This is a genomic window from Hyalangium sp. (assembly GCF_045802625.1).
Classification (GTDB): Bacteria; Myxococcota; Myxococcia; order Myxococcales; family Myxococcaceae; genus Hyalangium.
On record NZ_JBJMQP010000197.1, the window covers coordinates 52,812 to 67,842 of the forward strand.

Here is a 15,031-nt window from a genome sequence, read left to right on the forward strand (position 1 = left end):
GCCGTCCCGTCCTTACGCGCCCACCGCCTGGCCCAGCACGAGGCGCTTGCCCTCGCGCGCCGGCTCGGTGGCGAAGAAGTGGTTGCGAGCCTCCTCGGCCATGTTCTCCACCAGATCGTCGTTGTGCGCCGGATCATGGTGGAACAGCAGCAGCCGGCGAGCGTCCACCGCCTGCGCCACCTGCGCCGCGTCCACCATCGTCGAGTGGCCCCAGCCCTTCTTGGGGATGCCGATCTTCCCGGTGTACTCGTCCGGCGTGTACTGCGCGTCCAGCACCAGCGCGTCCGCGCCCTCCATGTAGCGAGCCACCTCCGAGGTGAGGCTCTCGCGCGCCAGCTCCACGTCCGTGGCGTAGACGAAGGTGTGGCCGTCCGCCTCGACGCGGTAGGCGAGGCACCCCTGCGGGTGCGGCACGTCGATGGGCGTCACCTTGAACGGGCCCACTTCGATCGGCTTGCCGTGCAGCGCCGAGCCGAACGTCATCTTCGCGCGCAGGATGGACAGCGGCACCGGGAAGTTGGGCGGCTCCATCTGCTTGGACAGCACGCTCTGCAGCGCCTGATCCCCGTTGGCGCCCGGCCCGTAGAGCATCAGCTCCGTGGAGCCCAGGTACGCCGGCGTGAAGAAGGGGAAGCCCTGCACGTGATCCCAGTGCAGGTGCGAGAAGAACAGGGTGGCCTTCTGCGGAGGCCCCTCGCGCATCATGATCTCGCTCAGGGTGCGGATGCCCGTGCCTGCATCCAGGATGAGCCGGTGGCCCTGGCTGGTGAGCTCCACGCAGGCCGTGTTGCCGCCGATGCGCGAGCCCGACACCGCGATGCTGCCCCGAACACCGAAGAACCGGATTTCCATGATGCGCCTCCTCGAACTGGCCCACGGCCCAAGCAGCCGTGCTGACGTTTCCGTGTAAACCGCTGACGTCCTGGAGCAAGAGCAGGGATGATGCCAGAGGCCAAGCGCTCGGAATTACAGGAGAGCAGGGGAGGGTGGGCCGTATTGGTGCACCAGATTGGATCGCCCTGGATCAGGACGATCGCGCCATTCCGGAACATCCTGGCTGGCGAGGAAGTCAGCTTTCTTGACGGGCTGGGAATGGACAGCGCGAACCGGAATAAGCCCAACGTTGGAGGGTTCCGGGGCGCGCGCACTCGTGGGCAATCCACTTGTAACTCCTCAACAACTCCGTGGTTCTGCTCTGCGTGCTTCGCTATATGGCGCGCGAAGAAGCCTCCTTCGCACTGCGTACGACATCCCCGCTCATGTTCATCGCTCGCCCCTTCCTCGCCGCGCCGCTCTGTGCGTGGCTCGTGCTGAGTTCCCTGGAGGCTGGAGCGCAGCCCCCCGAGGCTGGAAAGGCCTCACCCGCGCCGGCGCAGGATTCGGAGCTTGGCGCGAGCCCCTTGGAGGAGGCCACGGGCGAGCCGCTCACCCTGGATCGCGCCGTGGGCCTCGCCGCCGAGCGCAACGAGACGGCCCAGGCGGCTCAGCGGCGCGCCGAGGCCGCGGAGGCGCGGGTGGCTCGGGCCCGGGCCTTCTTCTTTCCCGAGCTGACCCTGAGCAGCACCTACACCCGCCGCCTACGCGAGTCCGTGCGAGACGTCGGTAACGGCCAGACGGTGGTGATCCAGCGGCACAATGCCCTGTCCGCCACCGCCACCGCCCAGGCGACGGTGTTCGATGCGCGAGGCTTCCCCCTGTACCAGGCCGCCAAGCTGGCGGGGCAGGCGGCGGAGCTGGATGCGCGGGAGGCTCGCCGCCAGGTGGCCTTCGAGGCGGCGAACGCCTTCCTCTCCACGCTGAGCGCCCAGCAGGTGTTCGAGGCGGCCCGGCGGCGGCTCGACTTCGCGCGTCAAAGCCTGGAGGACGCGAAGGCTCGGGCGGGCGCTGGCCTGTCCAGCACCAATGATGTGACTCGCGCGGAGCTGGAGGTCTCCAACTCCGAGGTGCAGCTCGCCTCGGCCCGTGGCTCCGCGGACACGAGCCGCATCGAGCTGGGCTACCTGCTCGTCTCCCCCGTGCAGGGGCCGCTGACTTCTCCCGAGCCGATGTTGGCCGAGGCCGCCCGGCCGCCCGCGCAGTTCAACACGTTGGGCGAGGGAGCCGAGGGGCGCCGTTTGGATGTCCTCTCCGCGCAGCTCAAGGTGCAGGCCCAGCGATCGACCGCCCGGGAGCCCCTGGCCCGGCTGTTTCCCTCATTGGGCTTGCTCGGGCAGTACCGGCTCACCAACGAGGCGGGCCTCGCCGGCCATGCGGGGGATGGGTTTCTGGCCCTCAACCTTGTTTGGAACGTGTTCGACGGCGGCGAGCGGTACGCGGAGCGGCATGAGCAGGTGGCGCTGGCCCAGGCCCTGGAGCTGGAGGCCACGGCGCTGACTCGCCGGGTGAGCGTGGACATCCAGCGCGCTCAGGTGGAGCTGACCAATGCCCAGGCCGCCCTGCGGCAGAGCGAGCTGGCCGCCGCGCAGGCGCGAAGGAATGCGGAGGAGACAGGGATTCTCTACCGGCAAGGGCTGTCCACCGCGCTGGCGGTGGCGGATGCCTCGCTGAGCCTGTTCGAGGCGGAAGTGACGGCGGCCCGTGCGCGCTACACCCTGGGGCTGGCGCTGCTGGATCTTCGAGCCGCGGTGGGACTCGATCCTCTTGGGAAGGAGCCGTGATCGTGACACGAGGGATGGGATGGGTGGCTCTGGTGGCCGCGGTGCTGGCCATGGGGGTGGGGTGTGGCCGCAAGGAGGAGGGAGGCGCTGGGGGTGGAGGCGGTGGCGCTCCGGGCGGAGGCCCGCCTGCGGGCAAGGGCGGAGGAGGCGGTGGTGGCGGCCGGGGCCCGATGCAGTTCCCCGTGGAGGTGGCGCCCGTCGAGACCCAGGACGTGGAGTACGTGGTCAGCGCGGTGGGCTCCGTGGATGCCTTCGAGCGGGTGCAGATCACCGCGCGGGTGGCCGGAGTCGTGGAGCGCGTGAGCTTCACGGAGGGGCAGGCGGTGAAGAAGGGGGATGTGCTCGCGGAGATCGAGCCCACCCGCTACAGCCTGGCGGTGAACGCGGCGAAGGCGGCGCTGGAGAAGGCGCAGGCCTCGGCGGCGGACGCGCAGGCGGGGGCCCAGCGGCGCGCGGCGGTGAACGAGCAGCGCCCAGGCCTGTTGCCCGCGGAGGAGCTGGAGAGCTTCCAGACGAAGGCGCGCACCGCCGCGGCCGAGGTGAGCGCGGCGAAGGCGGCGCTGGATCAGGCGGAGCTGAACCTGCGTGACGCGTACGTGCGCGCGCCCATGGACGGGGTGCTGCAGACGCGCACGGTGCAGACGGGCCAGTACGCGCAGCCGGGCTATGTGCTGGCCACGCTGCTGCGCCGCGATCCGCTGCTGCTGCGCTTCCGTGTGCCGGAGGCGGACGTGGCGCGGATCAAGCCGGGGATGACGGCGCGCTTCACGGTGCGCTCGGACAGCCGCACCTACGGAGCGAAGATCACCTACGTGGCGGCCTCGGCGGACGATCAGAGCCGCATGGTGCCGGTGACGGCGGAGGTGGCCAAGGAGGGCGCCGAGGCGCTGCGGCCCGGAGCCTTCGCCACCGTGGCCGTGCCGGTGGCCACGTCCAAGGGCGCTCCCGTGGTGCCCCAGACGGCGGTGCGCCCCAGCGAGCGCGGCTTCCTGGCCTACGTGGTGGAGGGGGACAAGGCGCGTGAGCGGGTGCTCGAGCTCGGGCTGCGCACGGCGGATGGCCGGGTGGAGGTGCGCGAGGGAGTCAAGCCGGGCGAGCGCCTGGTGGTGCGCGGCGCCGAGGCGCTGAAGGACGGCGCGCCTGTCCGCGTGGCGGAAGGGGCCAAGCCCGCCTTCTCTGGCGAGCCGCGCCGGCAGACGGTGGGGGGCAGCGGCCCTGGCAACAGCGGTGCTGCTGACAACAGGGGTGGTAACGCCGGAGGCGCCGCGCAATGAGCATCACCGAGGCCTGCATCAGGAAGCCCGTCTTCGCGTGGATGCTGATGGCGGCCACCATCGTCTTTGGACTGGTGGCCGCGCAGCGCATCGGCATCAGCCAGTTCCCGGACGTGGACTTCCCCACCATCAACATCGCCGTCACCTGGGAGGGCGCGTCCCCCGAGGCGGTGGAGAGCGATCTCATCGAGCCCATCGAAGAGGCGGTGATGCAGGTGGAGGGCGTCAAGTCGCTGACCTCCACCGGGCGCCAGGGCAGCGCTTCGATCACCGTGGAGCTGGATCTGTCTCGCAACGTGGATCTGGCGCTGCAAGACGTGCAGACGAAGGTGAGCCAGGCCCAGCGCCAGCTCCCGAAGGACGTGGATCCGCCCGTCATCTCCAAGACGAACCCGGAGGATCAGCCGATCATGTGGATCGGCCTGTCCGGGCCGTTCGCGCCGCAGGTGTTGAGTGACTACGCCCGCTACCGCGTGAAGGAGAAGCTGCAGACGGTGGAGGGCGTGGGCGAGGTGACGCTGGGCGGGGCGCTCGATCGCAACGTGCGCATCTGGGTGGACGCCGACAAGCTGGACGCCAAGGGGCTCACCGTCACGGACATCATCAGCGCGCTGCAACGCGAGCACGTGGAATTGCCCGCCGGCCGCATCGAGACGGAGGGCCGCGAGGTCAACGTCCGCGTCATGGGCGAGGCGCTGGATCTGGAGACGCTGCGCAAGATCATCGTCCGCCAGACGGGCGAGGCGCCGGTGTACCTGTCCGACGTGGCGCTGGTGGAGGACGGCTTCGAGGACATGCGCCGCCTGTCGCGCGTGGACGGCAGCCCCGCTCAGGGCATGGGCATCCGCAAGCAGCGTGGCGCCAACGCGGTGGGCGTGGCCCAGGGCGTGCGCACCGTGCTGGCCCAGATCCAGAAGGAGCTGCCCGAGGGCATGGTGCTGGGCATCAACTTCGACTCCACCGGCTTCATCGAGGAGAGCGTCCACGACATTGAAGTGGAGCTGCTGCTGGCCTGCGCGCTGACGGCGCTGGTGTGCTGGATGTTCCTCGGCTCGTTCTCGAGCACGCTCAACGTGCTGCTGGCCATCCCCATGTCGCTGCTGGGCACGGTGGCGGTCATCTACTTCCTGGGCTTCACGCTCAACACCTTCACATTGCTCGGGTTGGCGCTCGCCGTAGGCATCGTGGTGGATGACGCCATCATGGTGCTGGAGAACATCTACCGGCACGCGGAGATGGGGAAGGATCGGGTGAGCGCGGCGCGCGAGGGCACCTCCGAGATCACCTTCGCGGCGCTGGCGGCCACGCTGGCCGTGGTGGCCATCTTCATGCCCGTCATCTTCATGCGGGGGATCATCGGCAAGTTCTTCCTGCAGTTCGGCGTCACCCTGTGCGTGGCGGTGCTGCTGTCCTACCTGGAGGCCATCACCCTGGCGCCGGCTCGGTGTGCGCAGCTGCTCCGGGCCGGGCGCGAGCACCGCGGGCGCGTGGGCGCGTGGGTGGACCGGAGCTTCGAGAAGCTGGAGCGCCTGTACGGGCGCGCGCTCGCCCAGGGGCTGAAGCGGCCCTGGTGGGTGCTGGCCGGCGCGCTGGGGATGATGGTGGCCTCGGGGTTCGCGTTCAAGGCGCTGTCGGCCGAGTTCGTCCCCTCGCAGGATCAGAGCCGGTTGATGATCCGCCTGCAGACGGCGGTGGGCAGCAGCATCGACGAGACGGATCGGCTCTTCAAGAAGGCGGAGGCGTTCGCCGCCAGCCGGCCCGAGGTGAACAAGGTCTTCTCGGTGATTGGCGGTGGCGGTGGCTCGGGGGTGAACTCGGGCAACCTGATGGTGACCCTGAAGCCGACCAACCAGCGCATGCCTCAGGCGCAGTTCCAGCAGGTGGTGCGCAAGGAGCTCAACTCGTACCCGGGCCTGCGCGCGGTGGTGCAGGACTTGTCGCAGGCCGGCTTCACCGCGCAGCGCGGCTTCCCGGTGGAGTTCAGCGTGCGCGGCTCGGACTGGGACAAGCTGGTGGATGCCAGCATGGAGCTGCGCGACAAGCTCCAGGCCAGCGGCAAGGTGGTGGACGTGGACACGGACTACCAGCTCGGCATGCCGGAGCTGCGCATCACCCCGGATCGGGCTCGCGCGGCGGACCTGGGCATCTCCATCGAGTCGGTGGCCACCACCATCAACTCCCTGGTGGGCGGCGTGCGCGTGGGCAAGTACAGCACCGGCGGGCGGCGCATCGACGTGCGGCTGCGGCTGCTGGCGGATCAGCGCTCGCGGCCGGAGGATCTCTCGCGGCTCAAGGTGCGCACCGCCAGCGGCGAGCTGGTGCCGCTCTCCTCGCTGGTGCAGCAGGAGGAGCGCCCGGCGCTGCAGGCCATCACCCGCCGCGAGCGCGAGCGCGCCATCAGCATCTTCGCCAACGTGGCCCCGGGCTCCAGCCAGGACGAGGCCATCGCCACCGTGGAGCGGCTGGCCAAGGAGCTGCCCGGAGGCACGCGCGTGGTGCTGGGCGGCGCCAGCGTGGCCTTCCGCGAGTCCATGAGCAGCCTGATCTTCGCGCTCTTCCTCGGGATTGGCGTGGCGTACATGGTGCTCGCCTCGCAGTTCAACTCGTTCCTGCACCCGGTGACGGTGCTCACCATCTTGCCGCTGTCGGTGGCGGGCGCCGCGTTCGCCCTGGGCGCCACGGGCACCACGCTCAACATCTTCAGCATGATCGGGCTGCTGCTGCTGATGGGGATCGTCAAGAAGAACTCGATCATCCTGGTGGACTACGCCCTGCAACAGCGCGAGCAGGGCGCCAACGCCGTGGAGGCCATGCTGCTCGCGGGCCCGGTGCGGCTGCGGCCCATCCTGATGACGTCCATCGCCACGATGATGGCGGCGGTGCCGGCGGCGCTGGCGCTGGGCGCGGGCAGCGAGACGCGTCAGCCCATGTCCATCGCGGTGCTGGGCGGCCTGTCCGTCTCCACCGTGCTGAGCCTGCTGGTGGTCCCTGCCTTCTATGTGGTGGCGGATCGCCTCAAGGCGCGGCTGGGCCGGGTGCTCTCCCGCAACCGGAAGCGAGCCGAGGACGAGGTGCGCCCCGCCGAGGGGTAGCCGTGCGCAGAGCGCAGGCGCAGGTGTGGAAGTTCTCCAGGGTGTGAGAGCGCGAGGCCCGCCCGCGGCCTGTGGCCGATACGCGGGTAGGGCGGTCTTCTGGGCGACGTTGAACGAAACTCACTTGGAGATCTACATGCGACGCACCCACATCCTGGCCTCCTTCCTCTTCACCCTCGCGCTGGGAGTTATCGGCTGCGGTGGGGAGAGCAAGGTCACCGTCAAGCTCACCGACGCCCCGGGCGACTACAAGCGCGCCGTCGTCACCATCTCCCAGGTGGAGCTGCTGGGCGAGGGTGAGAACAACAAGGTCGTCCTGCTCAACCAGGCGAAGACCACGGATCTGCTCACCCTGGCCAATGACACCGCGGATCTGGTGAAGGACGCCACCGTTCCGGCCGGCACCTACAGCGAGCTGCGCTTCGTCATCACCGGCGCGTATATCGAGGTGGAGGAGGCGGACGGCTCCACGAAGATCTACGCCTCGTCGCCCACCTACGAGGGCCTGCCCGCGGGCGCTCAGGTCGCGGGCGCTCTGCAGATGCCCAGCTACGGCCAGTCCGGCCTCAAGGTGAAGATCGCCAACCCCGTCGCCGTGGAGGGTGAGCAGAAGGTCATCCTCGTGGACTTCGACGTGGCGCAGAGCTTCGGCCGTCAGGCGGGCAACTCGGGCCAGTGGGTGATGAGCCCCGTCATCAAGGCCGCCGAGATCACCTTCAGCGGCACGGTGACGGTGACGCTGACCCAGGGCGCGGGCGTGTCGCTGCCGACCATCAACGACCAGCCGATCGCCCTGACCGACTTCAAGGCCACGCTCACCAACACCGGCAACACCACGGAGACGGTGGCCTTCACGGACGCCAACGGTGACGGCACCTTCGAGGCCCAGTTCAAGTTCCTCGTCCCCGGCGACTTCACGGCGGCCATCGTCGGGCCGGCCGGAGTAAGGTTCACCGTGAACCCGGCCAGCCCCGCGCCCGTGTCCGTGGGCTCCGGCAAGCAGGTGAGCGTGGCGTTCACACTGACTTCGGCGGCGCTTCAGTAGTCACGCATCTCCGAGGCCCTCCCACGGATTTTCGAGGGGCCCCTGGAGCGCGTTCCCAGTAAACATGAGATGTTGGCCCCGGGCCGGGCGCTTGCAACGCGCCGCCGGGGCTTTTCCTTTTTCAACGAGGGGCATATGCGTCACGCACTGATCTGGGGAGCGCTTCTCGCGGTGGGCCTGCTGGCGGCGCCGCGAGCCGAGGCCTGCGGCGGCTTCTTCTGCTCGCAGATCCCCATTGATCAATCGGGCGAGCGCATCGTCTTCGGGGTGCATGACGGCGCCGTCGAGGCGCACATCCAGATCCAGTACCAGGGCGCCGCGCAGAAGTTCTCCTGGGTGGTGCCCATGCCGGCGTTGCCCACCTTGAGCGTCGGCTCTCCGCTCATCTTCGCGTTCCTGGACGGCCGGACGCAGCCGACCTTCCAGCTGCAGTGGGACAACTCCTGTGGGGGGTACGGCGGAGGCGCCGAGTATGACTCCGCCGGTGGCCCGGTTCCTCCCTCCGCGCCCTCGCCGGAGGACGGCGGCGTGACGGTGGTGTCCCAGTCCGAGGTGGGGCCGTACGACGCGGCGATCCTCCAGGCGGACGACGCCGCGGCGCTGCGCACCTGGCTGGTGGACAACGGGTACGATCTCACGGCGCAGGGCGCGCAGGCGCTCGAGCCGTACGTGGGCAAGGGCAACTACTTCGTGGCGCTCAAGCTCCAGCAGGACAAGCAGGTGGGGGACTTGCGGCCCATCGTCCTGCGCTTCGTCGGCGTGCGGCCCTGCATCCCCATCAAGCTCACGGCGATCGCCGCGCGGCCGGACATGCCCATCACCGCGTACGTGCTGTCCAACCGGCGCGCCATCCCGACGAACTACCGGCACGTGCTCATCAACCCCACGCGCGTCGACTGGCTGCGCTATGGGGCCAACTACAAGGACGTGGCCACCGCGGCGGTGGACGAGGCGGGAGGGCACGCGTTCCTCACCGAGTTCGCGGGCGCCGCGGGGCCCATCGCCGATAACTTCGCCACGTTCCTGCCGAACTACAACACCGCGGCGCTCTCGCAGAGGACGCACCCGGTGGACTTCGCGCAGGAGCTGCTCTCGCAGGGCTTCTCGCGCGAGCCCTCCATCCAGGGGCTGCTGCGCAAGTACATCCCCGAGCCGCCGAGCCTCGTCCAGCAGGGCGTCTCCGAGCCCATGTTCTACAACTCCATCTGGCAGTACCGGAGCGCCATCGACTCGGATCCGAACCGCGCGCCCTTCAACGTCACGGGCTTCGTGCAGGAGATCCAGGACACCATCATCACTCCCAACCAGAAGTCGCTGGAGCTGCTGAAGTCCCAGCCGTACCTCACCCGTCTGTTCACGACGATGTCGGCGGACGAGATGACGGTGGACCCGGACTTCGACTTCAACTCGGACGCGCCGGAGGTCTCCAACCTCTACACCGCGAAGGCCTCGTTCGACTCGTGCGACAACGACTTCTCCAAGCGCAAGGTGCGCATCGAGCTGCCGGATGGGCGCTACTGGTACACCCACTACAACGACGGCCCCTTCAGCCAGGGGCCCGCCGCGCTGCGCGTCGAACAGTGGGCGGACACCGGGCCGGCCACGGTCCTCCAGGACAACAGCGCGCAGGTGAACCAGGTGCTGGCGACCAGCGGTGGCGGGGTGGGCAGCAGCTGCGGGTGCTCCTCCACGGAGGCGGGCTCGGCGGCGCTGCTGTCACTGCTCGCGGTGCTCTGGAGCGTGCGCCGCCGCCGCGCGAGCTGAGCCGCGGACAGGCCCGGCGGGCGCGCTACTTCGCGGGAGCCGGCAGGTAGGGCTTGAGCTGCTCCTCCAGCGCCTTCTTGTCGGTGAACATGACGGAGACGCCCGCGCGGGTGTTGCCCTGGGGCAGGGTGATGTGCACCACCGAGGACTCCTGCTCCACCGTCTCGTTGGCGAAGTCCAGGCAGAAGGAGACGATCACCTTGTCCTGGATGCGCAGCGGCTTCTCCGTGAGGATGAACGTGCCGCCCATGCGCAGCTCTCGCTCGTAGGCCGTCTTGAGCTGCTCGACGGTGGAGAAGTGCACCTCGAAGGTGGTGGTGTCCTTGTTGACGATGTCGGCCACCACCTCGCCCGGGTAGAGGAAGCGCACGCCAAAGCCGCCCGGGTCCATCTGCCGCAGCTCCGCGGGCACCTTCCGGTGCCGCTGCACGATCCCCTCGAACAGCACGAAGTTCTTCGGATCCAGCTGCACCTGTAGGTGCACCCGCGTGTCCAGCGGCACCAGATCCCGCGTGAGGATGAAGGCGCCGCCCTTGGAGATGTCCCCCGTGAGGCCTGACTTCGACAGATCAGTGGTGCCGAACCGGACCGTGTAGCGCTTCTTGAATCTCCGGTGCTGCCGCTTCTCCGCCATCGGGTACCTCCCAGGGGGTCCTGGAGCCTGCCCCCCTGTCCTACCTCAAGTCTGCCATGGCCGAACATTTTCGGCGCAACCAGCCTGGTAGGACCGCGAGGAGAACCCGAGCCCCAGGCACGCACTCGGAGCGTGGCCTGGGGCTGGCCTGGGCGGCTACTTCAGGAAGGCCTGGACCTTGTCCGCGTCCTCCTCGCCGTCGGGGCCGACGATGACGCTCTTGCCCTTGGCCACCAGCACCACCACGCGGTCGCCCAGCGCGAGGGCGGCCTTCAGCTCGGGCCGGGCCTGGAGCAGCTCGAAGTAGGCCTTGGACATGAACTTCACCTTGAGTTGCTTGCCCGGGTTGGTGAGCGCCTCGGAGTCAATCCAGCCCCCGTCCCGGAAGAGGAACGTGCGGCCCGCGGCCACGCGCACCGGCTCGTTGGCGGACGGCCCGCGCTCCTGCTCCTTCATCTTCTTCGTCGCGCGGGAGACGGCCACGGCGCTCTTGCCCTCGGCCATGGACATGGACTCGGCCGGAGCGGGCGCGGGGGCGGCGGGGGCCATGGCGCCGCCCGAGCTGGCTCCCGCGCGTGCGCCCTTGGCGCTGCCAAACATGTCGTTGAAGTCATCCCCATCCGAGGCCTTCTCCTCCGGGGCGGGCATGCTCCGGGGCTCGGACCGGGGCGCCGGGCGATCCGCCCACGGACGCATGGGCGGAGGCGGAGGCGGCATGTTGTTGTTGGCCACCATCGGGGTGTCCTCGACCACCAGATAGCTGGTGTAGGGCGTGACGATGCCGAACTTCTTGCCCAGCGAGATCACCTCGTCGCGCAGCTCGGGACGCTCGCCGCGCAGGCGGATCTCCTCCAGCAGGAAGCCCACCTTGCGGATGGCCCACAGCCGGGGGATGAAGTCGTCGCGCGTGGCCTCGCGAGGCGCCGTGGTGCCGTAGTCGAACGTGCGCTTGTCGCTGTTCACGTAGCCGGTGAGGACCACCTTGGCGTCCCCGGGCTTGCGGTAGCGGCCCATGACCACCACCTGCGTGCCCTTGAAGAGGTCCGGCAGCTTGCGCGGGTAGAGATCGTACGCGTCGATGGAGGACAGATCGACGGACAGATCCGCGAGCACCGGGTTGCTCACCTTGTCGTAGAAGCTGGAGACCTTGGTCTCGAACTCCTTGCCGTCGCGGACGAAGTCCGAGGTGCCGTTGCCCTCGGCCGAGAGCCGATCCAGCAGGCGCGCGTTGAGATCCTCGCCGACGCCGAAGGTGAACACGCGCGTCTTGGCCTTGCGGCTGCTCTTGGCGTGCTGGGCGATGACGCCCTCGTCCGTCTCGCCGATGGTGGGCTGGCCATCGGTGATGAAGAGGAGCAGGTGCGGCGAGGAGGACTGGCCGTCATTGTCCTGGAGGCCGCGCACCAGCGCCTCGTCGATGGCCGTGCCGCCGATGGCGTCCATCTGCTCCACGAAGGAGACGGCCTTCTGGATGTTCTCCTTGTTGGCGGGCTTGAGCCCGGTGAAGAGGGGCTCCACGTCCGTGGAGAAGCGCACCACGTTGAAGGTGTCCTGGGGGTTGAGCCGGGTGACGCAGTACTTGAGCGCGTCCTTGGCGATCTTCATGCGCTCGCCCTGCATGGAGCCCGAGGTGTCGATGACGAAGGTGACGCGCTTGCCGCCGATCTCGTTGGGGCTGACCTCCGTCTTGGGAGCGATCAGTGCGACGAAGTAGCCGGGCTCGTCCCCCTGCTTGTAGGTGAGCAGCGACAGCCCCACCGCCTTGTCCGAGACGGAGAAGTAGAGATCCAGATCCTTGGAGAGATCCGCGCCGCCCACCTGCTCCAGGCCGACGATGGCGTTGGACTCGCCGTGGCGGGACACATCCACCTGGTGGGTGGGCGAGTAGATGCTGCGCAGCGGCGTCTTGGTGTTCACCTTGGCGCTGAAGGTGAAGTCGTGGCTGGCCGCGCCGCCCACCACGCGCCAGTCCGCGGGCTGGCCCTTGGTGGTGGCGCCGAGCGGGTAGTGGTAGCGGTAGAGCCCGCTGGAGTAGTCCAGCACCTGGCTGAAGGCGAGCTCCACCTTCTGCTCGCCGCGGGCGGGCACCGGGAAGACACGGACGCGGAACACATCCGAGTCCACGTACTCGAGCAGGCCGGGGTCCTGGAGCCGCCGGACGATGCCCTCGTAGATGTTGGTGGCCTTGTCCTTCTCGAGGATCTCGCCCTTGGTCTTCTTGCCGTTGACCCAGAGGTAGAACTCGGAGAGCGCGGCGCCCTTGGGGAGCGGGAAGATGTAGTGCGCTTCGAGCTGCGAGGGTCCGTCGTTCTGGAACGTCTGCTCGACGCGGGTGACGGCGGTGCCGTCCTGGATGTCCACGCTGACGCGCTGGCTCTTGATGGCCAGGGGCCGGGCGTTGGGGGTGGTGGGAAGGAGCATGCCCTGGGCCGATGCGAGCAGAGGCATCAGGAAGGCGGTGAGCAGCAGCAGGCGTCGTGGGGCGTACACGGTGGGTCTCTCTCCTCTGGAAGCCGAGGACTTCTACAACGCACGGGCTTTCGGCTCGGTCTACCTACATCAGCACGCGTCCGTCACGATACTCTGGTAGGCGGGTTCCGGGGGCATCCCGGGGGCCAGGCGCATCTCGTCCGAGATGGAGATCCAGGATGATTTCTGGGGGAGTCAGGGGACGGCTGCCTCTATGGCGGTTCGCGGCCATCCTTCTTATCGCCGCAGTGCAGCGTGGATGCGCCCATGGGGGCAGTGCTGTCATCGGGCGCATCACTCCGATGCACTTCCGGTTCAAGACGGTCGTCCCGGTGGATGCCAGCGAGGTACAGCCCGATGGGTGGAGGGCTGTCTGCATCCATGCCCGGATCACAGAGGGGGATTCGGGCTCCACCGACCTCTGTAAGTTCGAGGTGGGCCTGCCGATTCGGAACACCCAACAGCGAGAGGTCTCCCTGGAAGTGGCCCAGTATGTGGCGGCGTCCATTGCCAACGAGGCAGCGGATCAAGTTCTGTCGAAGGCTCAGCCTGGAGAGATGATCGCCATCCTGTGTCGCAGGTTCAAGGTGGAGTACCAGCAGAGGCTCTGGGAGAGTGTCGCGGGGGCTCGCGTCTCGGAGTGCCAGACCCGGGGCATCGAGACCGTCTATTTCGACATTCCCGCGAGGAGCCGTGCGAATGAGTGAGTTGACGCGGGAGTCCCTGGTTGGAATCGCACGCCAATTCTACCCGGCAGGCTATCCCGTGGAGCAGGATGATCTGAGCGAGCCGGTACCCGCTTACCAGCGCACGCCCGAGCACGAGCGGTTCATGGTGGCCTGGGAGAAGGCGCTGGCGTGGCCCGAGTGGAAGAAGCTCATGAAGGAACTTCCACGCGCCTTCCCGGAGTTGGGCGTCGGTGGTGGAACTCAACCCTTCGTCTCTGCCTGCATGCGGTGCTTTGTATATCGCGTGGAGCCGATGCCAGGAGGGGAGCGGTTCGCAACTCGCATCGCCGCTGCGGTTAGCGTCCTCGCGCCTGTCTATGTCGTTTATGTCACGACGCAGATCTGGCACCCGACCTACACCACCTACGGCAAGCCGGGCGGAATCCACCCATCAGGCGATGAGTCCTCTCGCCTCTATCACTTCTCCCCGCCCCAGCTCACGTTTGAGCCACCTAGCGCGGTCAAGCCCGAGGCGGACACCCTGGCGCGCTTGATGGAAGACGTGCTCGGCTATCGGCGCTTCCCCTTGGCGCTTGCAGGCAAGCCTCTTCCGGATCTTCGTGTGGGCTTCCTGAACGGGGAAGGGCCTCCTACGCTCTTGGATGCACTCTTCTCCGACAACCTCGCTCATCTCCCTTGATTTGGCGGAGTGCACCTGAGGGAACCCTGAGCGTCTACGTCAGCGTCCGTCCTTCGCCACCCCTTGGTTTCCGGGCTCGGGAGCGTCCCGGATCTCCATCCGCATCTCGTCGGAGGTGGCTCGGAGTTCCGGAGCGTACATGGCTTCCACTCGGGCGGGCAGGGCGTGGAAGCGGCCCGGGGCCTCGGCTCGCAGCTCGTACGAGAGCTTCGTCACTCCCACGGGGATGTGGGACAGGAAGAAGGCCACGCGGTCATTGCGCAGCTCCACATGGGCGCACTTGAAGTCGCAGATCTCCGGGCCGCTCTGCTGCGCCACGGCCTCGAAGCCCGCGGGCTTGAGATCCTCGAGCATGAGGAACTCGACGGCCTTGTTCGCCTTCACCTCCAGGTCCACACGCACGCGCACGCCGGACTCCACGGGCATGCCGTACTCGGTGCTGGCGCTCATTCGCTCGGAGGCCGCAGAGGGTCGGCCGAGCAGCGTGTACGTGCGCGCCACCTTCACGTCTCCGCCAATACCCTTCACGTTCTCGTCGCGGTTGTACACGTCGAAGGTCGCCGCGTAGTACCCGGTCACCGGGGCACTGTCGCGCTTGAGGACCACGGTGTTCTCCCCGGGCCGGAACGCCGCGTCCGTCAGCACCACCGGGCCGGACAGATCCATGCCCCCGGCGCTGAAGCGCACGCGCGCCGCCTCGCGCCCGTTCACCTCGACGATGAGGGAGC

The 15,031-nt window shown here is 68.3% G+C and carries 11 protein-coding genes; 7 read left to right on the forward strand and 4 right to left on the reverse strand.

The window, feature by feature from the left end; genetic code table 11:
• Positions 1 to 12: 12 nt before the first annotated feature.
• Positions 13 to 852 carry an MBL fold metallo-hydrolase gene (locus ACJ8AT_RS33280; RefSeq protein ID WP_407741984.1) on the reverse strand — a complete coding sequence of 280 codons (840 nt, stop codon included), beginning with the start codon at positions 850 to 852 and terminating at the stop codon, positions 13 to 15.
• Positions 853 to 1,259: 407 nt separating this feature from the next.
• On the opposite strand from ACJ8AT_RS33280, the gene ACJ8AT_RS33285 reads away from it, so the two are divergent.
• The 5 genes from ACJ8AT_RS33285 to ACJ8AT_RS33305 all read left to right on the forward strand — a co-directional run bounded on the left by ACJ8AT_RS33285 (position 1,260) and on the right by ACJ8AT_RS33305 (position 9,832).
• Entirely contained in the window at positions 1,260 to 2,657 is a 1,398-nt protein-coding gene (locus ACJ8AT_RS33285) for a TolC family protein (RefSeq protein ID WP_407741985.1), read from the forward strand.
• Positions 2,658 to 2,671: 14 nt separating this feature from the next.
• On the forward strand, positions 2,672 to 3,931 hold the full coding sequence (locus ACJ8AT_RS33290) for an efflux RND transporter periplasmic adaptor subunit (RefSeq protein ID WP_407741997.1): 1,260 nt from the start codon (positions 2,672 to 2,674) through the stop codon (positions 3,929 to 3,931).
• Positions 3,928 to 7,023 carry an efflux RND transporter permease subunit gene (locus ACJ8AT_RS33295; RefSeq protein WP_407741986.1) on the forward strand — a complete coding sequence of 1,032 codons (3,096 nt, stop codon included), beginning with the start codon at positions 3,928 to 3,930 and terminating at the stop codon, positions 7,021 to 7,023. Before ACJ8AT_RS33290 ends, ACJ8AT_RS33295 begins: the two co-directional genes overlap by 4 nt.
• Before the next feature lie 136 nt (positions 7,024 to 7,159).
• Entirely contained in the window at positions 7,160 to 8,068 is a 909-nt protein-coding gene (locus ACJ8AT_RS33300; RefSeq protein ID WP_407741987.1) for a DUF4382 domain-containing protein, read from the forward strand.
• A 135-nt stretch (positions 8,069 to 8,203) separates the two neighbouring features.
• The gene (locus tag ACJ8AT_RS33305) at positions 8,204 to 9,832 is read left to right on the forward strand and encodes a DUF2330 domain-containing protein (protein WP_407741988.1); all 1,629 of its coding nucleotides are present in this window, start codon (positions 8,204 to 8,206) and stop codon (positions 9,830 to 9,832) included.
• A 25-nt stretch (positions 9,833 to 9,857) separates the two neighbouring features.
• Here the strand turns inward: ACJ8AT_RS33305 and ACJ8AT_RS33310 are convergent, their stop codons facing one another.
• Positions 9,858 to 10,466 (reverse strand): PilZ domain-containing protein, encoded by a 609-nt coding sequence (locus ACJ8AT_RS33310; RefSeq protein WP_407741989.1) that lies wholly within the window; start codon positions 10,464 to 10,466, stop codon positions 9,858 to 9,860.
• Between the two features lie 156 nt (positions 10,467 to 10,622).
• Positions 10,623 to 12,956: a VIT and vWA domain-containing protein gene (locus ACJ8AT_RS33315; protein WP_407741990.1), complete on the reverse strand. Its 2,334-nt coding sequence runs from the start codon at positions 12,954 to 12,956 to the stop codon at positions 10,623 to 10,625.
• A 281-nt stretch (positions 12,957 to 13,237) separates the two neighbouring features.
• Here ACJ8AT_RS33315 and ACJ8AT_RS33320 point away from each other — a divergent pair, with 281 nt between their 5' ends.
• Positions 13,238 to 13,642 carry a hypothetical protein gene (locus ACJ8AT_RS33320; protein ID WP_407741991.1) on the forward strand — a complete coding sequence of 135 codons (405 nt, stop codon included), beginning with the start codon at positions 13,238 to 13,240 and terminating at the stop codon, positions 13,640 to 13,642.
• Positions 13,635 to 14,303, forward strand: a complete 669-nt coding sequence (locus ACJ8AT_RS33325; protein WP_407741992.1) for a hypothetical protein — start codon at positions 13,635 to 13,637, stop codon at positions 14,301 to 14,303. Before ACJ8AT_RS33320 ends, ACJ8AT_RS33325 begins: the two co-directional genes overlap by 8 nt.
• Before the next feature lie 39 nt (positions 14,304 to 14,342).
• On the opposite strand, the gene ACJ8AT_RS33330 is transcribed toward ACJ8AT_RS33325, so the two are convergent.
• On the reverse strand, positions 14,343 to 15,031 hold a 689-nt coding region (locus tag ACJ8AT_RS33330), incomplete at its 5' end, for a hypothetical protein (protein WP_407741993.1).